This window comes from Cohnella cholangitidis, from assembly GCF_014107495.1.
Taxonomy (GTDB): Bacteria; Bacillota; Bacilli; order Paenibacillales; family Paenibacillaceae; genus Cohnella; species Cohnella cholangitidis.
The window spans coordinates 4,830,820-4,851,516 of record NZ_CP041969.1; the positions used below are offsets into that span (position 1 = coordinate 4,830,820).

General features: G+C 52.9%; 21 protein-coding genes and 1 pseudogene. 16 read left to right on the top strand and 6 right to left on the bottom strand.

The genetic code is table 11. The features are described 5' to 3' along the window. The first annotated feature begins 6 nt into the window (after positions 1–6). The 5 genes and pseudogenes from FPL14_RS22290 to FPL14_RS22300 all read left to right on the top strand — a co-directional run bounded on the left by FPL14_RS22290 (position 7) and on the right by FPL14_RS22300 (position 4,137). On the top strand, positions 7–1,368 hold the full coding sequence (locus FPL14_RS22290) for an ethanolamine ammonia-lyase subunit EutB (protein WP_182299817.1): 1,362 nt from the start codon (positions 7–9) through the stop codon (positions 1,366–1,368). Between the two features lie 33 nt (positions 1,369–1,401). After that, positions 1,402–2,291: pseudogene (eutC, locus tag FPL14_RS22295) on the top strand (ethanolamine ammonia-lyase subunit EutC). Positions 2,292–2,375: 84 nt separating this feature from the next. Then, the gene (locus tag FPL14_RS30380) at positions 2,376–2,504 is read left to right on the top strand and encodes a hypothetical protein (RefSeq protein ID WP_267875384.1); all 129 of its coding nucleotides are present in this window, start codon (positions 2,376–2,378) and stop codon (positions 2,502–2,504) included. 68 nt (positions 2,505–2,572) lie between these two features. Beyond that, positions 2,573–2,737, top strand: a complete 165-nt coding sequence (locus FPL14_RS30070) for a hypothetical protein (RefSeq protein WP_229263618.1) — start codon at positions 2,573–2,575, stop codon at positions 2,735–2,737. A gap of 17 nt (positions 2,738–2,754) precedes the next feature. Next, complete coding sequence (locus FPL14_RS22300) at positions 2,755–4,137, top strand: amino acid permease (protein WP_229263619.1); 1,383 nt, start codon at positions 2,755–2,757, stop codon at positions 4,135–4,137. A 313-nt stretch (positions 4,138–4,450) separates the two neighbouring features. Here FPL14_RS22300 and FPL14_RS22305 read toward each other — a convergent pair whose 3' ends face one another. From FPL14_RS22305 to FPL14_RS22315, 3 genes are all read right to left on the bottom strand, one after another. Then, positions 4,451–4,609 (bottom strand): hypothetical protein, encoded by a 159-nt coding sequence (locus tag FPL14_RS22305; protein ID WP_182299818.1) that lies wholly within the window; start codon positions 4,607–4,609, stop codon positions 4,451–4,453. Positions 4,610–4,693: 84 nt separating this feature from the next. Continuing rightward, positions 4,694–5,584: an IS3 family transposase gene (locus FPL14_RS30835; protein ID WP_182299819.1), complete on the bottom strand. Its 891-nt coding sequence runs from the start codon at positions 5,582–5,584 to the stop codon at positions 4,694–4,696. A gap of 29 nt (positions 5,585–5,613) precedes the next feature. After that, entirely contained in the window at positions 5,614–5,940 is a 327-nt protein-coding gene (locus FPL14_RS22315) for a transposase (protein ID WP_182299820.1), read from the bottom strand. A 247-nt stretch (positions 5,941–6,187) separates the two neighbouring features. Here FPL14_RS22315 and FPL14_RS22320 point away from each other — a divergent pair, with 247 nt between their 5' ends. From FPL14_RS22320 to FPL14_RS22335, 4 genes are all read left to right on the top strand, one after another. Beyond that, the gene (locus tag FPL14_RS22320; protein ID WP_182299821.1) at positions 6,188–7,150 is read left to right on the top strand and encodes a DMT family transporter; all 963 of its coding nucleotides are present in this window, start codon (positions 6,188–6,190) and stop codon (positions 7,148–7,150) included. 204 nt (positions 7,151–7,354) lie between these two features. Next, positions 7,355–8,671, top strand: a complete 1,317-nt coding sequence (locus tag FPL14_RS22325; protein WP_182299822.1) for a sensor histidine kinase — start codon at positions 7,355–7,357, stop codon at positions 8,669–8,671. Next, positions 8,565–9,185, top strand: a complete 621-nt coding sequence (locus FPL14_RS22330; RefSeq protein ID WP_182299823.1) for a sensor histidine kinase — start codon at positions 8,565–8,567, stop codon at positions 9,183–9,185. Before FPL14_RS22325 ends, FPL14_RS22330 begins: the two co-directional genes overlap by 107 nt. A 14-nt stretch (positions 9,186–9,199) precedes the next feature. Next, positions 9,200–10,825: a response regulator gene (locus tag FPL14_RS22335; RefSeq protein WP_182299824.1), complete on the top strand. Its 1,626-nt coding sequence runs from the start codon at positions 9,200–9,202 to the stop codon at positions 10,823–10,825. A 22-nt stretch (positions 10,826–10,847) separates the two neighbouring features. On the opposite strand, the gene FPL14_RS22340 is transcribed toward FPL14_RS22335, so the two are convergent. Then, positions 10,848–11,831: a substrate-binding domain-containing protein gene (locus FPL14_RS22340; protein WP_182299825.1), complete on the bottom strand. Its 984-nt coding sequence runs from the start codon at positions 11,829–11,831 to the stop codon at positions 10,848–10,850. 264 nt (positions 11,832–12,095) lie between these two features. On the opposite strand from FPL14_RS22340, the gene FPL14_RS22345 reads away from it, so the two are divergent. The 7 genes from FPL14_RS22345 (at position 12,096) to FPL14_RS22375 (ending at position 18,842) form a co-directional block, all read left to right on the top strand. Next, a complete protein-coding gene (locus FPL14_RS22345; protein ID WP_182299826.1) occupies positions 12,096–13,589 on the top strand; it encodes a sugar ABC transporter ATP-binding protein in 1,494 nt (497 codons plus the stop codon). Positions 13,590–13,625: 36 nt separating this feature from the next. After that, the gene (locus FPL14_RS22350; RefSeq protein WP_182299827.1) at positions 13,626–14,564 is read left to right on the top strand and encodes an ABC transporter permease; all 939 of its coding nucleotides are present in this window, start codon (positions 13,626–13,628) and stop codon (positions 14,562–14,564) included. A gap of 145 nt (positions 14,565–14,709) precedes the next feature. After that, entirely contained in the window at positions 14,710–15,681 is a 972-nt protein-coding gene (locus tag FPL14_RS22355; protein ID WP_182299828.1) for a substrate-binding domain-containing protein, read from the top strand. 16 nt (positions 15,682–15,697) lie between these two features. After that, positions 15,698–16,474, top strand: coding sequence for an SDR family NAD(P)-dependent oxidoreductase (locus FPL14_RS22360; protein ID WP_182299829.1), 777 nt, complete (start codon positions 15,698–15,700; stop codon positions 16,472–16,474). 20 nt (positions 16,475–16,494) lie between these two features. Next, positions 16,495–17,235 carry an SDR family oxidoreductase gene (locus tag FPL14_RS22365; protein ID WP_182299830.1) on the top strand — a complete coding sequence of 247 codons (741 nt, stop codon included), beginning with the start codon at positions 16,495–16,497 and terminating at the stop codon, positions 17,233–17,235. Between the two features lie 16 nt (positions 17,236–17,251). After that, positions 17,252–17,620 (top strand): sensory rhodopsin transducer, encoded by a 369-nt coding sequence (locus FPL14_RS22370; protein ID WP_182299831.1) that lies wholly within the window; start codon positions 17,252–17,254, stop codon positions 17,618–17,620. A 16-nt stretch (positions 17,621–17,636) separates the two neighbouring features. Continuing rightward, entirely contained in the window at positions 17,637–18,842 is a 1,206-nt protein-coding gene (locus FPL14_RS22375) for a cupin domain-containing protein (protein WP_182299832.1), read from the top strand. Between the two features lie 507 nt (positions 18,843–19,349). Here FPL14_RS22375 and FPL14_RS22380 read toward each other — a convergent pair. Further along, complete coding sequence (locus FPL14_RS22380) at positions 19,350–20,120, bottom strand: SDR family NAD(P)-dependent oxidoreductase (protein WP_182299833.1); 771 nt, start codon at positions 20,118–20,120, stop codon at positions 19,350–19,352. Positions 20,121–20,134: 14 nt separating this feature from the next. Then, entirely contained in the window at positions 20,135–20,590 is a 456-nt protein-coding gene (locus FPL14_RS22385) for an S-ribosylhomocysteine lyase (RefSeq protein WP_182299834.1), read from the bottom strand. Positions 20,591–20,697: the final 107 nt, after the last annotated feature.

Here is a 20,697-nt window from a genome sequence, read left to right on the forward strand (position 1 = left end):
CGACGGTTGAATCTAACGACGACGGTGCTCGGCAGAACGTACCGGTTGAAGAGCTTAAAGGAAGTGCTCGCCAAAGCGAACGAGGAGAAGTCGGGGGATCAACTGGCGGGAATCGCCGCCGAAGATGCGAAGGAACGGATGGCCGCGAAGCTGATTCTCTCGGATCTGACGCTCTCCGATATCCGCAATAACCCTTTGCTTCCACCCGAGAAAGATGAAGTGTCCAGGGTGATCGAGAATGCGGTTAACGAGAAAATATACGGAGAAATCCGCAATTGGTCCGTCGCCGAGCTGCGCGAGTATATTCTGAGGCAAGATACGGGGAACGATCAGATTCGCCGGATTTCGCGAGGGATGACGAGCGAGATGGTGGCGGCTTGCGCGAAGCTCATGAGCAATCTCGATCTGGTGCAGGCCGCCGCGAAAATCGAGGTCGTTACGCATTGCAACATCTCGATCGGACAGAGAGGAATTCTGTCCGGTCGCGCGCAGCCGAATCATCCGACGGATAACATTCAGGGGATCAAAGCTTCGCTGTTCGAGGCGCTAAGTTATGGAATCGGGGACGCGGTCATCGGAATCAATCCCGTGATCGATTCGGCGGACAGCGTGAAGAGCATTCTGCACGCAACGAAGGAAGAGATGGAGAAGTGGAGCATTCCGACGCAGAATTGCGTCCTGGCGCATATCAAGACGCAGATGAAAGCCATTCGCCAAGGCGCCCCGGCGGATATGGTATTCCAGAGCTTGGCGGGGACGGAGGACGGCAATCGTGCCTTTGGGATAGACGAGGCGCTGCTAGATGAGGCGGATGAGCTGATTGGCCGCGAAGGGACCGGAACAGGTCCCAACCTATGGTATTTCGAAACCGGTCAGGGCTCGGAGCTGTCCGCGGAAGCGCACCACGGAATCGACCAAGTCACGCTGGAAGCGCGATGCTACGGATTGGCGAGGAAATACAAGCCTTTTATCGTGAATACGGTAGTCGGGTTTATCGGCCCGGAATACTTATACGACAGCAAACAAGTGATCCGAGCGGGCTTGGAAGATCACTTCATGGGGAAAATGCAGCAAATTCCGATGGGCGTGGACGTCTGTTATACGAATCATATGAAGGCCGATCAGAACGATATGGATAACCTCGCCGTACTGCTCGCAGCTGCGGGAGTGAACTACATTATCGGAGCGCCGATGGCGGACGATTGCATGCTGAATTACCAATCCACGAGCTACCATGACATCGCGACGCTCCGCGAGACGTTGCGCCTAAGGCCGGCTCCGGAATTCGAAAAGTGGCTTAACAAGATGGGGATCATGGACAACGGACGGTTAACCCCGCTAGCCGGAGATCCAACTTTATTCATGTGATCGATGATGTGAGCGGTCGGGAGGAGATGAACGATGAATCCATCCATCGAATTGGAACAATTCGTCGATCGCGTGATGGCGGAGCTGGAAAAGAAGTTTGCTTCCGAGGCTACTACCGGGGAAACAAGAACAATAGAGGACGATGCTGCGGATTCGACAGAAGCAACTGATTACTCGACCGCGGCCAATTCTCATATAGCGACGATTAAAGTACCCGAGCCGAAATGGGAGGAAGGGCTCGCCGAGCTGATCGAAAGCACGCCCGCGCGCATCGGGGTTTGGCGAACCGGAACAAGGCCATTGACGAAGGAAATGTTGAAATTTCGCTGCGATCACGCGGCCGCTATAGATTCGATCTACGGGGAAGTGAACGGGAAGCTGTTGTCGCGATTCGAATTGTTCACCGTGGAGACGCGATACGGCAATACGGAAAACTATTTGAAAAGACCGGACATGGGACGGATCGTGACCGAGGAGGGAGAGGCGCATATCCTCGAGAAATGCGTGCTGCATCCGCAAGTACAGATCGTCGTATCGGACGGGTTAAGCGCAACGCGATCGAGGCCAATTTGCCGGACGTGTACCCCTCGTTGTTAGACTCGTTGGAAGCTTACGGTTTACGGACGGGAACTCCTTTTTTCGTCAGAGGGGGAAGGGTTGCCGTCATGGATCATATCGGGGAGCTGCTGCAGCCGGACGTTCTCGTGCTCTTGATCGGGGAGAGGCCGGGACTCGTATCCTCCAAATCGATGAGCGCCTATCTCTGTTATCGACCGCGCAAAGGAACGGTGGAAAGCGACCGCACGGTCATCTCGAACATCCATCCCGGAGGCACGCCTCCGGTGGAAGCGGGAGCGTACATCGGAACTCTTGTACATAACATGCTGGAGCAGAAGACTAGCGGTATCCATTTGGAGTTGTAGGAGCCGTAGAGGCATCGGGAAGCAGGAGTTTGTTTGGGAGGTTTGGGATGGCGGATTAACCAACGGCAGAGGAGGTGGGGGAGGATGGAACTGGGAATCGGTATCGCATTGATCGCGGTCACGTGTTTGTTTGCGCTTTGGATCGTTCGTCTTGCGGGCAACAACGTAAGAAATTTCGATGAAAGCAAGCATGAAAGCTTTATCGGGAAATAAATCTAACGCCTGATAAGGACTAGAACCGCGTGACGTTGGCAGTAGAAAATGCCGAGGAGGGTAACGGTATGAGTACTCAAACCCATCACCATGACAAAGACAAACAGGACTTGAACAAGTTCGGTTATGCGCAGGAGCTCCTTCGCAGCATGGGCGGTTTTTCTAACTTTGCGATTTCGTTTTCCATTATTTCCATCCTTACCGGAGCGTGTCCTTGTACGGACACGGGCTGACTTACGGAGGTCCCGGAATGATGGGCTTCGGTTGGCCGCTTGTCGCGCTATTCGTCATGATCGTCGCGGCATCGATGGCCGAGCTCGCTTCGGCGATTCCGACGGCCGGGGCTCTGTACCATTGGGCGTCCATCTTAAGAAACAAGCGCTGGGGTTGGTATACCGCATGGATTAATCTGATCGGCCAGATCGGCATCGTCGCCGGAATCGATTATTCCGTCGCTTTGTTCGCCGATCCGCTCTTGTCGGACGTGTTCGGTTACGCTTCTACCGAAACGACGATCTTGATCTGCTTTGCGGTCATTCTGTTAAGCCACGGCATCCTTAACCACATCGGGATCCGCAGCGTCTCCAGGTTGAACGACTTCTCCGCCTGGTATCATATCGTCATCGTACTCGTGCTCGTAGTATCGTTGGCTTTTTTCTCCAAAGGCAGCTTGAACAGCGTCGATTATTTGTTCAAGGTTGGGGAGACGTTCTCCGACAAGCCATATATGTTCGCGTTTCTCATCGGTTTGCTGCAAGCGCAATGGACGTTCACGGGCTTCGATGCATCGGCGCATACGATCGAGGAGACCGTTAATCCTCGCGTCCGCGCGCCTTGGGGGATTTTCACGTCGGTGGCCTATTCGTTCTTCTTCGGATTCATTATGCTCGCCTTCGTGACGCTGTCCATCAAGGATGCCGGAGCGGCGACGGGCGCGGACAATGCGTTCATCTATGTCATCAGCGAAGCGCTAGGTGGCACGTTCGGAAACGTCATTCTGTGGCTGGTAACCGCGGCGATGTGGTTCTGCGGTTTGTCTTCGATCACTTCCTTCTCTCGGATGATGTACGCCTTCTCCCGCGACAAAGGAATGCCTCTTAGCAAGCAATGGGCGCAAATCTCCAAGAAATTCCGTACTCCCGCTAAAGCGATCTGGCTTGCTGTCATTCTGTCGTTCCTGCTCGCGTTAGTCGACTACATCATTAAGCAGGCGAATCCCGGCACAACCCATACGACCATTGCCTTTATGACCGCGGTTAGCGTCGTCGGCTTGTATGTCGCATACGGAATTCCGATCGTGCTGAAGATGATCGCCAAGGCGCAAGGGAAATTCCAAGCGAAGCATCTAGGACCGTGGCATCTTGGAAAATACAGCGATTTTATCGGCGCTCTGGCGATTCTATGGATTGTCTTTATCTCGGTTATCATGGTCATCCCGCCGAACGAGATGGCCGGGTACGCGCTAGGCGGAATGGTCGTGTTGCTGATCATTATGGATTTCGCCTATTACCGGAAAAACTTCCCAGGACCGCAAGCCGCATTGAACACGTCGATGGCGGAGATCCTTCGGCGGGAAAAAGAGCTGGAAAGCAACCCTTCCGGCGGCGGTTCGGGTATTTCGCATAAGGGGTAGCGAGGCTGCCGGAATGAAACCCGCCGATGTTGATCGTCGGGTTTTGTTTGCGTGGCGGCGCTCTTGAATTTGTTACGTTAACGGCATGGGATGCCGTTATTTTCGCGAAATGCAATTTGATTGACGAATAGCGGTACGGCGTACCGTTATTTCTTGCGATCAGCATCATTTTCCCGCAATCATGCCAAATAGCGGTATGGGATGCCGTTATTGTATAGAAACACGAGCTAAGATCGCGAATAGCGGTATCGCATGCCGTTATCACTTTGAAAAAGACGCTCTGGCGAACCCTATCATGCGTGATGGGCGCTACCTATTCTGCCATTACTGCACTCAAGCCGTTCACTCTCGCCATTGTCAGCGTGCGCAAATGGACGACACCCCCGCCATAGTCGCAAAAACCGACTATAAGCGTGCGCAGATGGGCGATAGGCTCGCTATAGTCGCAGAAACCGACTATGAGCACGCACAAATGAGCTGCACCCTCGCCATAGTCGCAAAAACGGTTCAACCCCCTAAGTTTGGACACTCTCGTCCAATTTCAGGTTCTATCGTATTAAAGCGCGATTTCCCGCGGTTTAATGAGTCCATTTAGATGCTTGCTAAGGTACTCCGCTGGGGACAGATCTTGGAGACTTCCATGGATCCGCCTTTCGTTGTAAAAACGAATATATCGGTCCACAACGGCAAAAGCTTGCTCGTATGTTTCAAAGACATTTCTCTGGTAACATTCTCGTTCTAAGACACTGTGAAACGATTCGATATATGCATTTTTGTTGGGTGTGCGATTAGGCGTGCGTTCGTGCTCAAAGCCCATTTCGTTCGAAAATGCATGGAAAGCATGGCTACAAAACTGCGGACCATTGTCCGTGCGTATTACGAGCCGATGCTCGTCTACATGCACGTTTCGTTTCAGAAGTGCTTTCTGGACCAACTGCAGGATCGCCTTGGTATCGCATGATTTGCCTCTGAAATGTGTGACGATGCCGCGGTCATACACGTCTATAATGCTGGCTAAGTAGAAATGTCGACGAAGGCCGGTGACATACCCATACTTAATGTCCATTTGCCATAGCTGATTGGGTCCAGTCACCACGCGGTTGTTCGCTACCTTGCGAGGCACACTGTTCTTCACCTCTCTTTGAGGCTGCAGGACGCCTAGCAACTTGCAAAGACGGTAAACCTTCTTCTTGTTGATACGCAGCTTGTACTGCCTTCTAAGACACAACGTAAGCTTGCGGTAGCCATAACAAGACTCTTCTTCTTGGGAGAGCAGATGGCGAATGTAGCTTTTGATTCGCGCATCCGAAATCTTCTCTCCACGGTGGTTCCAAGAGTATCCCGGAACGGGCCGGCCGCCACGAGTTGCTGGCGTAATTGTAGGATGTTGTAGGCGATAGTAATACGTAGAGCGCGGTACCTTGCAAATACGGAGCACCGTTTTCACGGGGTAACCGGCAGCAATCCAGGGTAGCGCTACTTCGAGTCGGGTGTCGACTGTGGATTCGTTTTTTTTACCAGGTCTCGGAGAATGGCGATCTCCAAATCCTTCTCTCCAAGCAACTTCATGGCTTGGTCATATCTCTTTTGCAAGTCTTGAGAATCTTTAGTGATCTGATCTACTTGCTGTTTCTTTTTGACCATCTCAGCCTGCACCTCATCCCAATATTGGCGTACCCATCTCTGAAGAGTTGATGGAGACATCCCGTGTTCCCTAGCTACATGCTCCGTTCGATATCCGGAGACCACCAACGCCACATACTCCTTCTTCAACTCTTCCGTACAATGAAAACGTCTCTTCACGAACATTTCCCCCACTCATTTAAGTTTACTTTGAGTTGGAGAAAGTGTCCAAAGGGATTAGGGGGCTAAATAGAAAACCGACAATAAGGGCGCGCAGATGGGCGACAGGCTCGCCATAGTCGCAAAATCCGACTATAAGCACGCACAAATGAGCTGCCTCCCTCCCCCACGACTAAATGAACTAGCCAGTTCCGCGTATAAATTCTATAATGATTTTCATGCATCGCCATACAGGAGACAACAACAAATGAAACTCGCAACGGAGAAAATATTCACACACCCGCTAGGCATCATAGGAGCTGCAGTAGGAGCGACGGCGTTATGGGGAAGCGCGTATCCGTTCATTAAGCTTAGCTACGCGGAGCTTGGAATCGGGAGCGACGATATTTACCGTCAAATCCTGTTCGCGGGGTACAGGTTTTTCCTGGCGTCCCTTCTCATATTGCTGTTCATGAAGCTGATCGGCAAAAAAATCTCCTATCAGAAAGGAACTTTGGGCAGAGTCGGGCAAATCGGCTTGTTCCAAACGCTCCTCCAATATATTTTCTTCTATTACGGGATGAGCGGATCGTCCGGCGTGACCGGGGCGATTATCGCGGGAACGACCTCCTTCTTCCAAATTTTGTTGGCGCATTACATGTATGCAGGCGACAAAATCAACGCTCGCAAGTCTGTAGGCCTGATTATCGGATTCTCGGGTGTCGTTCTAGTCGGGATATCCAAAGGTTCGTTAAGCCTGGAATTCGGCATAGCGGAGATTTGCTTGCTGCTGGCGGCGTTTTTCGGGGCTCTCGGCAACATATTGTCGAAGAAGGCGTCGGAACAGTTGGATGTTCTCTACATGACCGCATGCCAAATGTTGCTGGGAGGCGTTGCCTTGCTGGCGATCGGAGCGATCGGAGCGGGGGCGATGCCGTTCGAATTCACGGCATCCGCGGCGTGGATGCTGCTGTATCTCGCGATATTGTCCGCGCTAGGGTTCGTGCTGTGGAATACGGTGATGAAATACAACAAAGTCGGAAGCATCTCGATGTATTTGTTCCTGATCCCCGTCTTCGGCGTATTCTTGTCGGCCGGCATCCTCGGCGAAGAGCTTCATCTGTTCGTATGGGCGGCTCTGGCGTTAGTCGTAGGGGGTATCGTGATCGTCAACGGTACAAGGAAACCTTCCGGAATGGAGCTTCCTCGTTCCGCGAAAACTACAATTTAGTTATCTTGCAAAAAACTACCGACGCCGGGTCGGTAGTTTTTTTCCGCTCTTCCGCCGGTAATCCCCTATACTAGAATCAGCAAGCAACTTTCAATCAATTTGTAATAATTCATATCCCGATCCGAAAAAAGTTAAAAGGATTAGGCGCCGCGGAGACGAAATGGTTGACGTTAGGCGCAGTTCGAAGCAAAAGGAGCATGCCCGGTGATCCCTAAGATCCTGCACAGCCTGTTAAACCGAGTGCTTAACAAGAAGAGCATACAATTTCAGATGTTCTTCACTTTCATGATCATTACGCTCATCCCGATCGTCATCGTCGGCTACATCACCTTCCGGGTCTCCTCGGCTACGATCACCAAGGAGGTCAAGAACAGCAACGAGCAGTTGATGGAGGAGATCGTCAGCAACTACGAGCTGTATTTCCACAACATCGAGATCGACGCCAACAAGTTCGCCTCGCAGATGGTGAACAACAATATCCGCTTGAACGAAAAAGTATATTTCTTCGATACGTTCATCGTGGAAAACATCATGGAAATCAACGATTACTTGCACAGTACGTTCGAAGCGACGGGGAACTTCCTCAGCATTCGGGTATTTTCGGACAACGGTCATTTTATTAGCAGCGCCTTTAACAAGGAAACCTATCAGGTGTATTCCTACAATTCGGAAGCCGATCTCTTATGGCGCAACGCGATGTTGGACAATCGGGAAGACAAGCTGATCTTCGACGTTCACCCGATCAACCGGGAAGGGCTGATGAGCCTGGTTGCATCCAAACCGGTCATTAACCCTTTCAGCGGCAAGAGAATGGGTTATATCAGCTTCGATAAGGAGCTGGATTCCTTCGCGGCTTTGTTCCAACCGTTCGAGAAGAGGGATGGAAGCACCATTCAGCTCATCTCCAAGGAAGGCAAAATCCTGTACCATACGGACCGGATGCAAATCGGAAAAAACGCCGATCCGTCTTGGTTGGCGAAGATGACCGCGTCGATTGCTTCCGAGGGAGAGGAAGACGTCGAGACGGTCGATCGGGACAACATGGTATTGACGAGCATCATGCCGAACAAGGACGCTTACATGGTTAGCTCCGTTCCTCTATCGATCATTAATAGCCAAGTCGATTCCATTCGCAATATTACGATCTGGATTATGCTGCTCTCGATCCTTCTCGTATTCGGTTTGTCTTTCGTGCTGTCGCTCTACATTTCGCGGCCGATCAAACAATTAAGCAAAGCGATGCAGCAGGTGGAACGCGGCCGGTTGACGACGAACATCCCGATCAGCGAATCGAACCTCGAGACTTGGCTGCTTAGCAAGAGCTTCGAGTCCATGCTAGGTAGAATCAAACAACTGGTAAAGACGCAGTACGAGATGGAGCTGCATAAAAAAAGACGCCGAGCTGAAGGCGCTCATGATGCAAATCAATCCTCACTTCCTTTACAACACGTTAGAGGTCATCAGCGGAATCGCGGATTACGAGCAGGTGACGCAAATCTCGGATATTACCCAATCGCTTAGCAAAATGCTGCGCTACAACATCGATTTGAAGTCGGAGGAAGTCCGGATCGCGGAGGAAATCGACAATTGCAACAACTTTTTCCTGATTTTGAAGAGCCGCTTCGAGGACAAGCTTCAAGTCGAGCAGGAGATCGATCGGGAGGCGCTCCCGTTCAAAATATTGAAAATCACGCTCCAACCGCTTATAGAGAACGCGGTCAAACACGGGGTCGAGAAAAAACTGGGACAAGCGACCGTGCTCCTGGAAGTGAAGAAAGATAAGGATTGGATCGTCATTCGGATCGTCGACAACGGCACCGGGTTCGATCCGGAAGCATTGGAGGAATTCGAACGGTTCAAGCATAAATCGGATACGACCTTCTACGAACCCGCGGGCGGGCGGAAGGTCGGATTGAAGAACGTGTATTTAAGATTAAGGATTTTATTCGGAGACCAGTTGGATTTCGCCATTCGCAGCGTTGAGGGAGAGGGGACGGCCATTACGATTCGTTTTCCCGCCATACCGGCAAAATAATGGAGGGTTCAAGCATGCAGCAGCATTTCGCGGTTCGGATATTGGTGGTAGAGGACGAAATCGGAGTCAGGCGAAGCCTGATCGGGAAGCTGCGCGGTATCGAGCTCCCGATCGAAATCGCGGGAGAAGCGGAGAACGCGGAGCAAGCCCTCGAGATGATGAAGAAGGACTTGCCCGACATCGTGCTGCTGGACATGCGGATGCCGGGCATGGGAGGATACCGTTTTCTCCCGATTCTGAAGGAGCAATTCCCGAAAGTCAGAGTCATTATTCTAAGCGGATATTCCGATTTCGAATACGTTCTGCAATCGCTGAGGAACGGAGCGGAAGATTACTTGCTCAAGCCCGTCATCAAGGAAGATTTAGAGAAGACGCTTCGCAAGACGATCCAATCGATCCGTTACGAGTTGGAACAGAGCAGGCAGAACATTTCTAACGGCATGCTGCTGAACCAAGCGGTTCCGTTGCTTAAGCACCAATTCCTAAACCGAATTCTGAAGCCGCAATCGGCGTTGCAAGCCGCGGATAAATTGGCTCATCTAGGAATACTCCTCGATTATCCCGGCTATTTGATGATCTTGGTTCGTATCCTGGATTACGCGAAGGTTAAGTCCCGTTATTTGGAGGAGTCGAATTTAGTCTTCTTCGTGTTCGAGAATATCGTGAACGACACGTTGTCGGAACCGGTCCAATGCTTCCCGCACGAGCACAAGGAAGGTGAGTACGTCATCTTGATCGGCTTGCCGCGCGACATGGATTCGCAAAACGAGATCGCCGACTGGAATCCTCGATTGGAGCGCATTCTGGACAATATGAGGCAATTCGGAAAAATCCAAGCCCAATTGCTCGTTACCCAACCTTTCCAATCTCTTCGATCCGCCGGACTGATTTACCGCCAAGCAATGGAGCATGCCGACTTCCCGGGCGCGAAGCCGAAGCCAGGGACGGAGGAGCAGGCGCAGGTAACATACATGGCCGATAACGAAGACGATCGTTGGGTGGAGGACATGGCTTCGGAGTTGGATTCGGAAGCGCTCGTCGCAGCGATCGAGGAGAGGAACGTCAGGGAGTTGACGGAGCTCATTCAAGCTCTGTTCGAGAAGAAGATGTCGCCTAGACAAGCGGCGGCCGTAGCTTATTACGCGTTGGAGCAAAGCTTGGACAGGCTGTTCGTGGATCCCGAGGCGATGAGGCAAAGGATGCCCGGGCTTTCCGGGCTGCTCGAGCGCGTATCGGATTCCGCGGGCCTTCAGAAGGAGATGCTCGTTCTGGCGGTGCAGATCGGAGAAGCGGCGTCCAAACGCAACCAGGGCGAATCGAGGCAGATGATCTCCCAAGCGCAAAAATATATCGAGCAGTATTATTTCGAGGATATTACGCTGGAATCCATTTCGAAGAAGTTTTACCTGAACCGTACTTATTTCAGCGAATTGTTCAAGAACGAGACCGGATGGACGTTCAAGAAATACGTGAATCACATCCGCATGGAGAAGGCGAAACGGCTGCTCGTCGATCACGAATTGCGCCCTTCCGTCGTAGCCGAGCTGGTCGGCATCAAGGATCCCGTTTATTTCACGGTTCTGTTCAAGAAGATGACCGGGTTGCCGCCGGGAGAATACCAGCGAGCGAACGGCGGCTGACGGTCTCTTGGAACGAATCGGGTTAGCGGATCGCGGTAAAGTAATCGACGTTCTCCTGGGTTACGAGCCTGTAGGGGATAAAATAACTCTTCGCCACTTGGCCGTTCTGCGCGATGTTGATCGCGAGGTTAACGGCCATTTTGGCTTGCCCGATCGCATCCTGGAACACGGTAGCCGTCAATTGTCCGTCTTTGACCGACAGCAGCGCGTCCGGTATGGCATCCACGCCGATAACCGGGATGCGGATTCCGGCTTCCTTCAAGTAATCCAGCGCCCCGAGCGCCATCCCGTCGTTATGGGAGACGACGGCGTCGATTTTGTCGCCGTATTTTTCATGCCAGTCTTTCATAAGCTCATAAGCTTCGTTCCTCGACCATTTGGCCGACACGTCTTCGAGCACGTGGATATTCGGATATTTATCGAGGACGTTCAGTATTCCCCTTGCCCGCTGGATTTGGGACGATTGCTCCGCCAAACCCCTAAGAATAACGATGTTTCCTTCCCCGCCCAAGCTTTCCGCGATGAATTGCATTTGAATTTCGCCGGCTTGAATATCGTTGGAACCGACATAGGTCGTCAGTAGGTCGGTATCCGGAATCGTGTTGATTCCAACGACGGGAATCCCCGCGTCAACGGCCATCTTGACCGCGACGTCCGATTTGGCGGCGTTAACCGGATTCAAGATGATGACGTCGACGTCCTTGGCGATCATGTCTTTGACGTCCGCAAGCTGCTGCTCGGCGTTCGCATGGCCCTCATAAGAGTACAATTCGATATTTTTCCGCGAAGCGACTTCCGCCTCTAATTTGTCCTTAATCATATCCGTAAACTCGAAGCTGCCGAGAACCGTAAAACCTAGCCTGATCGGACGCGCCTCGTCCGGATTCGCGGCAACGCTCGCAACCGGAGTCCCGCCGGTAGGCAAAGGGTTGTTCGCCGTTCCGCCGAAGCAAGCGGGAAGCAGCAACAAGCTCATGATGGTCCATACAATGGATGTCTTCCGCAATTCCTCGCACCTCCGCGATAGTCCTCATCTTGAATAGGGTAACACATTTTCGCCTTCTCGCCAGTACCTCTTGGGGAATCCCGACAAAAACGAAAGCAACGTCCAAAAATACATATAGAGCCGGCCGATCGGATCGCGCAACAGACAAATTTAGAACGACAATCGGAAAAAATCGAAATGTCATGACGGCCGACCGGATTTAGAATTCGATTAGGCAAGCGGCAGCCGCCGTGCCGAATCCGTTCCAGACAGGGTGATGCGAACATGAGTGCAGACTTGAACGTGTTGGAGATGAGGAATATCTCGAAAACTTTTCCGGGCGTTCATGCATTGAAAAACGTAAACCTCGCGGTTAAAAAAGGAACCGTTCACGCTCTTATGGGGGAGAACGGCGCCGGGAAGTCCACGTTGATGAAAATACTGATCGGAATGTATACGCAATACGAAGGGGAAATCGTGTTCAAAGGCGAACGCTTGGCGCATACGAGCATCAAAAGCGCGATCGATGCGGGCATCTCGATGATCCATCAAGAGTTATCGTACGTGCCCAATATGACCGTATCCGAAAACTTGTTCCTCGGCAACGAGCCTAAGAACAAGTGGGGCGTCATCGATCGGAAGAAGCTGCGCGAGGATACGCAAAGTTATTTGAGCCTGATCGGGGTCAAAATCGATCCCGGCACGCTCATGAAGGATCTGAGCGTATCCGAGAGGCAGATGGTCGAAATCGCCAAAGCGATCTCCTATAAGTCGGACGTCATCATAATGGATGAGCCTACCTCGGCGATCTCGGACCGGGAGGTCGAACGCCTCTTCAAAATCATCGAAGGGCTGAAGAAGCGGGACGTCGCTATTATCTATATCTCCCATAAGATGGACGAGATTTTCCGCATCGCCGACGAATTCACGGTGCTGCGGGACGGGACTTACGTCGGCACGCAGCCGATCGCAAGCGCGAATATCGATCAGATGATCGCGATGATGGTCGGACGGCAACTGACCGACTTGTTTCCTCGGCGAACGCCGTCATACGGCGCGCCGGTTCTGTCGGTTCGAAATCTTACGAAAAAGGGCGTATTCGAGAATGTGTCGTTCGAGGTCCGCAAGGGGGAAATCCTCGGAATCGCCGGTTTGATGGGCTCCGGCCGAACGGAGGTCGTCAACTGTATTTACGGCTTGGACCGGAGCGATAGCGGCGAAATCCGTATACGCGACAACGCCGCCGCGATCCGATCGCCGAAGGACGGCATGCGCCATGGAATCGGACTCGTCAGCGAAGATCGCAAGACGCTCGGTTTGGTATTGCAGTTGTCCGTGAAAGAGAACATCATGCTGTCGAACTTCCGGCTGTGCGCGCGTTATCAGGTCGTGTCGGACGCGAAAGAGAAAGCGATCGCCGACGGCATCATTAAAGATCTCGCGATCAAGACGCCGACGCGCGAGCAGAAAGCGGGCAATCTGAGCGGCGGCAATCAGCAGAAGATCGTCATCGGCAAAGTGCTGCTGGGCAATCCCGATCTGTTGATTCTGGACGAACCGACGAGAGGAATCGATATCGGCGCGAAATCGGAAATCTACAAGCTGATCTCGCAGCTGGCGGATCAAGGGAAAGCGATTATCGTCGTTTCCTCCGAGCTCCCGGAGATTATGGGCTTGAGCGACCGGATCGTCGTCCTGCACGAAGGGAAAGTCACGGGCGAGTTGACGCGGGAAGAGGCAAGCGAAGAAAAAATCATGGCGCACGCTTTCGGAAAGTAAGGGCGTTTGAGAAGCAAAAGTAAGGGAGTCGTTCATATGGGCCAAACGATTAAAGCAACGTTCACAGGCGACCTGTTAAGAAAATACGGGCTATTGTTGGCATTGGTGCTCCTATGCGCCGTATTCGCCTCCATGTCCCCGGTGTTCATGACCGAGCGCAACTTGCTCAACGTACTTAACCAAGTTTCTATCAATGCGATTCTGGCAATCGGAGTTACCTTCGTCATTCTTATCGGCGGAATCGATCTCGGACTCGGCTCCTATGTCGCGTTAACCGGCTGTTTAGCCGCTTTGTTCGCAAGTTCCGGGGATGCCTTGTTCATCCCGATCCTGCTCGGCATTCTCGGAGGGCTGCTCATCGGTTTCGTCAACGGAATAACGATTACGAAAGGGAAGCTGGCGCCGTTCATCGTGACCTTGGGGATGATGACGATCGCCAGGGGAGGCGCGCTCGTCGTCAGCGACGGGCGGCCGATTTCCAACCTTTCTCCGTCTTTCAACGCGATCGGAGGAACGTTCCTGGGCATTCAAATTCCGGTCCTTATCGTGCTGGTCATTTTCCTGATTTCCTTGTTCGTCCTGAACAAGACGGTGTTCGGCCGTTATGTCTATGCGGTCGGCGGCAACGAAGAAGCGGCCAGGGCATCCGGGATCAACGTACATCGGATCAAGCTGTACGTGTACGTTCTGTGCGGAGGATTAGCGGGCGTTGCCGGCATCATCCAGACGGCTCGCATCGAGACCGGCCAGCCGAACATCGGCGTCGGATACGAGCTTGACGCGATCGCCGCGGTCGTTATCGGAGGAACGAGCTTGTCTGGCGGTTCGGGCCGGATCACGGGAACGATCATCGGAGCGCTCATTATCGGGGTTATTAACAACGGATTGGATTTGCTCAACGTTCCATCGTATTACCAGCAAATCATCAAAGGCTTGATCATCGTCGGAGCGCTGTTGATCGACCGGAAATCCTGATGCTAGGCGGTTGACTACGCGTAGGAGGTGTTGAGAGGCATCCAGCGGCCGGACAGGCCGGAGCAAGGTACCCTGAGTATTCGCTTCAGACTCGCAGGTTCATTGTTTTAACCTAAACCATACCATCCATCGGAGGTCATGAAAAATGAAGAAGAGCACAAGTTTGATCCTCGTTCTATTGCTGGCTTTCATGCTGGCGGCTTGCGGCAACGACAAAGACAATTCGGGCGGAGATGCGTCAGGCTCTCCGGCGGGCGAAGCCGGCAGCGGCAAGAAAATCGTCATCGGCGTCAGCATCCTGAACATGGCGAACGAGTTTACCGCGACGCTCGCTAAAGGTATCGAAGAGAAGGGCAAAGAGCTCGGAGTCAAAATCATAATCAATGACGGTCAGAAGGATCCGAATAAACAAATCCAGCAAGTCGAAACGTTCATCGCTCAGAAGGTAGACGCCATCATCTTTAACCCTATCGAAGCCGAAGCGTCGTCTCCGGCGGTGGACAAAGCGAAAGAGGCGGGCATCCCGATCATCAACGTCAACTCGGTAACGAAATCGGCTCCGGACGCGTTCGTCGGCTCCAGAGACCAAGAGTCCGCGAAGATCGCGATCGATTATCTCGCCGAGAGACTCGGCTCCAAAGGCAATCTCGTCATGATGCACGGTCATCTGGGACAATCGGCGGAAATCGATCGGACGGAAGGCGCGGTCGAAGCGCTGAAAGCTTATCCCGACATGAAGCTAATCGCGGAACAGACCGCGGAGTGGAACCGCGACAAAGCGCTGACCTTGATGCAGAACTGGCTTCAAGCGCACGACGGCCAAATTCAAGGCGTCTTCGCGCAGAACGACGAAATGGGCATGGGAGCGTTGAAAGCGCTGGAAGATTCCGGAGTCAAGAAAGACATCGTGCTCGTCAGCGTGGACGCGATCGCGGACGCCCTGCAAGCGGTCAAGGACGGACGTCTGGACGCGACGGTATTCCAGAACGCGGCGGCGCAAGGCGGCGGAGCGCTGGAGACGGCTCTTAAGATCATCAACAAGGAATCGTTCGAGAAAGAAGTGTTCGTGCCGTTCGAGCTCGTGACCAAAGACAACGTAGACCAATACTTGAAGTAAGGAAAGGACAACGCGCATGAAAGTCAACGACAAATTCCGTCTCGACGGCCGGGTATCCCTCGTAACGGGCGGTGCTGCCGGACTAGGCAAAGCGATGGCGCAGGGCTTGGCGCAAGCGGGTTCCCGTCTCGTCATCGCGGATATCGATGTGGATGCGGCCCGCCGAACGGCGGAGGAATTCGCGATGGAAGGCGTCGAGGCGATTGCCGTTCAAGCGGATGTGACCGATCAAGGTCACATCCGTCGGATGGTCGCGGCGGCAATGGACCGGTTCGGCCGGATCGACGCCCTATTCAATAACGCCGGCATCAGCATTCACGTTCCCATCGAGGAGATGCGGCTAGAGGATTGGCAGAAGATCATGAACGTGAATCTGACGGGCGTGTTCCTTGTCTCCCAAGAGGTCGGCAAGGTCATGATCGCCCAGAAGAGCGGCGTTATCGTCAATATTTCGTCCATGTCCGGACTCGTCTCCAACGTTCCGCAGTACCAAGCCGCATACAACACGTCCAAAGCCGCCGTGATCATGCTGACGAAGAGCATGGCGTCGGAATGGGCGAAGCACAACATCAGGGTGAATACGATCGCGCCCGGTTACATGAGGACGGAGATGACCGCTCCTTATTTCGAGGAGAACGGCCCGATGGTTCAGGAATGGATGAAGCTTACTCCGATGAGTCGCCCGGGTATGCCCGACGAGCTTCAGGGCATTGCCGTGTATCTCGCGTCGGATGCCTCGACTTACGCAACCGGAGGCGTGTTCGTCATCGACGGCGGTTATACCATTTTGTAAATTCAGGAGGAGACGACAACATGAGCGACGCTTTAAGGAATAAAACGGCGATCGTCACCGGCGCGAGCCGGGGACTCGGACGGGTAGTCTGCACGCATTTCGCGAGCTTGGGCATGAAGGTGGCGGCAATCGCCCGCAACGAGGCCGAGCTCAAGAACCTGCGGGAGGAAATCACCCAAATGGGCGCGGAATGCATGACGTTCGCTTTGAACGTCACCGATTACGACGGCATCGGAAAAGCGGTAGACGAGGTTCAACGGGCTTGGGGGACGATCGACGTTCTTGTCAACAATGCGGGAGCGGGAGTGGATACTTCGTTCGAGGAGATCACCAAAGAAGATATCGACATGACCATCGACGTGAACCTGAAGGGCGTTATCTACGCATCCAAGCACGTTGCTCCTTATATGATGAAGCAGCAGTACGGCCATATTTTCAACATTTCGTCCATTGCCGGAACGCGGGGCCTCAATACGAAGAACAACAATAACGGCATCTACACCGCGACCAAATTCGGCGTGAACGGCTTCGGAGACGCGATCTCCAAATATTTGATGAAGGACAACATCCATGTCGTGACGTTGTGCCCGGGCGGAATAGACACGAGCTGGTGGGATCGCTGGACATGGCTGCACGAGAAGGACGCCTTAATCAAGCCGCATGACATCGCCTCGCTGATCGAGTTCATCCTGAAGGCGCCGAACAACATTTTGTACAAGCAAGTATTGTTCCACCCGACCGTCGAGGTCGATTCTTGGTAAGCGAGGGGATAGACGAATGAACAAACAAATCGGCGCGCTCGCGTGGATTATCCCGGACGGTTTCACCCCGGTGCGAAGCTCGGGTTTGCTGGAAAGCCACGAAGCCATCTGTATTGTCAATTGCACGACCGATAGAGCAACGGTGAACGTGACGGTTTATTTCGAAGACGACAATCCGATCGAAAATATACAGTTCGCAGTAGAAGGCCAACGGACGAAACATGTTCGCACGGACGCGCTGGAGAAGCAGGGTATGAAGATTCCGAAAGGCGTTCCTTATGCGATGAAAGTAGAGAGCGACACTCCTATCGTCGTTCAATATAGCCGCATGGACGCGACGCAAGCGGAGAATACGCTAATGACGACGATGGCTTATCCCGTCTAAGAGAGGTGCGACAACGATGAGTTCGAGTTCATTGATAGAGAAGCTGCTGGAGGAAGGCCAAGGCGTGCTGAGACTCGCGCCCGCATGGGTTCCGAGATCGTTCTGCCGCCCGGGCAGACGGATCAAGCTGCATCCGCAGGATTATTTCGTGCTCGGATTGGCGCGCGGAGGGATAGACGAACGCTGGTTCTCGTCGACGACCCATGCGGAGAACGGGCCGGGAACGCCGGAGGACGAAGGAATGAGTTACGTCGTCTCGGCGGACGGCCGAGAGCGGGTGCTGCTGAAGGACGTCGTCGACGAATTGAAAGGCACGGCGATCGGAGACGAAATATGGGACAAATATAAGGGCTGGCCGATCTACTCGAAGCTGTTCGACAACCTGAATCCGTTGCCGCATCACGTTCATCACGACGACGAAGCGGCTGCGCGCGTGGGCCAGAAGGGCAAGCACGAGATGTACTTCTACCCGTCCCAATTGAACAACCACGGGGGAGAGTTTCCGTATACGTTTTTCGGGTTCAATCCGGGAGTGACCAAGGAACAAGTGAAAGAGACGCTGATGAACTTCGCCAAGGGCGACAATCAGATCACGAATCTATCGCGCGCTTATAAGCTGACTTTGGACACCGGTTTCGACGTGCCTCCGGGCATCCTTCACGCGCCGGGCAGCTTGTGCACGTACGAGCCGCAATTCGCTTCGGACGTATACGCGATGTATCAATCGGTGTTGCATGGCGAGCACGCGGTGCCGGAATCGCTGCTGTGGAAAGACACGCCGCCGGAAGAAGTCGGCAACTACGACTACCTAATGGACATTCTGGATTGGGAAGCCAATACCGATCCGGACTTCTACCAGCGGTTCTTCATGTCTCCGAAGCCCGTCCGTCCGATCGAGGAGATGGAAAAGGAAGGTTATGTCGAGGAGTGGATCTGCTACAAGAGCAAGCTCGTATCGGCTAAGCGCCTGACGGTACTGCCGGGAGCGACAGTCACGATAACGGACGGCGCCGCTTACGGCTTGTACATGTTGCAGGGCCACGGCAAGCTTGGCGTATGGGACATCGAGACGCCCGCGTTGATTCGCTACGGGGAGCTCACTCACGACGAGTATTTCGTAACCGCGCCGGCGGCGAAAGCCGGTATCACGATCACGAACGCGTCCAAGACCGATCCGATCGTGCTCCTTAAGCACTTTTCCGAAAATCCGGATTTGAAATAATCGCATGAAAAGAGGCTTGCCCTTAAGATAGATTTTGGGCGGCTTCTTCCTTTGTAGCGATTGTGTTTTTTTGCGGAGATGTATCTCCTTCCGGTTGCTGCCCCACCCCGCAAAGTGAAGAAGACGCTATCGAAGCCGATTCCGATTACTTAGCGGGGACCCCGGGTTAAAATCGTGAAATCTGATTCATCTAAGCCCTTAGCAAGGTAATTTCACGATTTCGAAGGCAAACGCTCCGCTCCTACAGGAGATACATCCCCACTTTTTTCATCGATTGTGTCAAGAACAGTCCATAAACACATTCAATATCAGTCAAGCCATTGAAATGCTCGATTCAAGAGAGACCCTAGGATGAGTTGCGTAAGAAAGCAGCAGTTGACCAAAAACGAAAAAGTGTTGGTAAAGGATTAACCCCCTATACCAACACTTTTTCATTTTAAGCATGATTTCTGATTAAGTGAGCTGTTTCGTAAGTGAACTTAACAAGACAGTTCCTTATTTACTAGGTTAATGCATCGTCATGCCGCCCGTTACGTTGATGGCTTGACCGGTCATATAGGACGATAAAGGACTAGCCAAGAAGAGGACGACGTTAGCGACGTCTTCGGGCTGTGCCGTCCGGCCTAACGGGACTTGCGAGCGATCCTCGGCAAGAATATCTTCCGGAGACATGCCCCTTAATGTCGCGCCTTCCACGCGTTCGCGCCTCTTCATGTCCGTTTCCACGATGCCGGGACACACGGCGTTCACTAGGATTTGCTCTTTGGCCAGCTCGATCGCCATAACCTTCGTAAAGCCGAGCACCGCGTGTTTGGAGGCGCAATAATTGCCCATGCAGCGGTAGCCGTTCTTCCCCGCTTGCGAAGCGATGTTGATGATACGACCTCCGCGACCTTGCCTCAGCATTTGTTTCGCGCCGGATTGGGATACGAGGTATACCCCCTTGGCATTGACGTCCATCACCTTATCCCAGTCGGATTCCTTGATGTCCGTTACGTAATCCATAGTAGAAGTCCCGCTGTTGTTCACGAGAATGTCGACCCCGCCGAAGATTTCGACCGCGGTACGGATGAGCGCGTCCGCGTCTTGCTGCGAGGTCACGTCCGTCCTGGTATGAACTAGCCGGTCATGAACCTTGTCCACACCCGGCTTGCACGCGATATCCCCGATGACGACGTTGGCTCCGGCCGTCAAGAATAGGTCGGCGATTCCTTTGCCGATACCCGTCAAGCCGCCGGTAACGACCAACGTTTTATCCGATAAATCGATCGTAAGCATGGGCTTGCTCTCCTTTACCGGCGAAAAGGATCATCGCTAATGCCGGCCTCCAGCACGATCTTGGCGTATTCCTGAGCGCTGAACAGGGAGTGATCCTTGTAGTTTCCGCATTCCAGCGCGGATACGGCCGGAACGACTTCGGTCGTCAACACCTTCTTCAGGACGTTCGTAAGAGCGGCGGCAACGTCCTTGGGATCGTGCTCGTCCCAAATAATCAAATAAAAACCCGTTCTGCACCCCATCGGCGATACGTCGATTACGCCTTTCAATTCGTCTCGCAAATTGATCGCCAGTAGATGCTCAAGAGTATGGACCGCTGCGGTAGGCAGCGCGTCTTGATTAGGCTGCAGAAAACGCAAGTCGTATTTTTGTATCGTGCTTCCCTTTTCGTTTTTCTCGGTTCCCGCGACGCGTACGTACGGAGCTTTAACGATCGTATGATCCAATTCGAAACTTTCTACTTTAGCCATGGTGTGATCAACCTCTTCCTGCGAATTTATAATTCAAAGTAACACAATCGGAATTATATGTAAACAACGAAAATTTTGTCGAAAATAGGGTTGACATTGCGTCAAGG

Coding starts and splice junctions, on each gene's coding strand:
- FPL14_RS22350 (WP_182299827.1), top strand. CDS start 13,626: ATGGGCCAAACGATTAAAGCAACGTTCACAGGCGACCTGTTAAGAAAA.
- FPL14_RS30070 (WP_229263618.1), top strand. CDS start 2,573: ATGAGTACTCAAACCCATCACCATGACAAAGACAAACAGGACTTGAAC.
- FPL14_RS22365 (WP_182299830.1), top strand. CDS start 16,495: ATGAGCGACGCTTTAAGGAATAAAACGGCGATCGTCACCGGCGCGAGC.
- FPL14_RS22360 (WP_182299829.1), top strand. CDS start 15,698: ATGAAAGTCAACGACAAATTCCGTCTCGACGGCCGGGTATCCCTCGTA.
- FPL14_RS22330 (WP_182299823.1), top strand. CDS start 8,565: ATGATGCAAATCAATCCTCACTTCCTTTACAACACGTTAGAGGTCATC.
- FPL14_RS22335 (WP_182299824.1), top strand. CDS start 9,200: ATGCAGCAGCATTTCGCGGTTCGGATATTGGTGGTAGAGGACGAAATC.
- FPL14_RS22300 (WP_229263619.1), top strand. CDS start 2,755: ATGATGGGCTTCGGTTGGCCGCTTGTCGCGCTATTCGTCATGATCGTC.
- FPL14_RS22375 (WP_182299832.1), top strand. CDS start 17,637: ATGAGTTCGAGTTCATTGATAGAGAAGCTGCTGGAGGAAGGCCAAGGC.
- FPL14_RS22370 (WP_182299831.1), top strand. CDS start 17,252: ATGAACAAACAAATCGGCGCGCTCGCGTGGATTATCCCGGACGGTTTC.
- FPL14_RS22345 (WP_182299826.1), top strand. CDS start 12,096: ATGAGTGCAGACTTGAACGTGTTGGAGATGAGGAATATCTCGAAAACT.
- FPL14_RS22320 (WP_182299821.1), top strand. CDS start 6,188: ATGAAACTCGCAACGGAGAAAATATTCACACACCCGCTAGGCATCATA.
- FPL14_RS22355 (WP_182299828.1), top strand. CDS start 14,710: ATGAAGAAGAGCACAAGTTTGATCCTCGTTCTATTGCTGGCTTTCATG.
- FPL14_RS22380 (WP_182299833.1), bottom strand. CDS start 20,120: ATGCTTACGATCGATTTATCGGATAAAACGTTGGTCGTTACCGGCGGC.
- FPL14_RS22385 (WP_182299834.1), bottom strand. CDS start 20,590: ATGGCTAAAGTAGAAAGTTTCGAATTGGATCATACGATCGTTAAAGCT.
- FPL14_RS30380 (WP_267875384.1), top strand. CDS start 2,376: ATGGAACTGGGAATCGGTATCGCATTGATCGCGGTCACGTGTTTGTTT.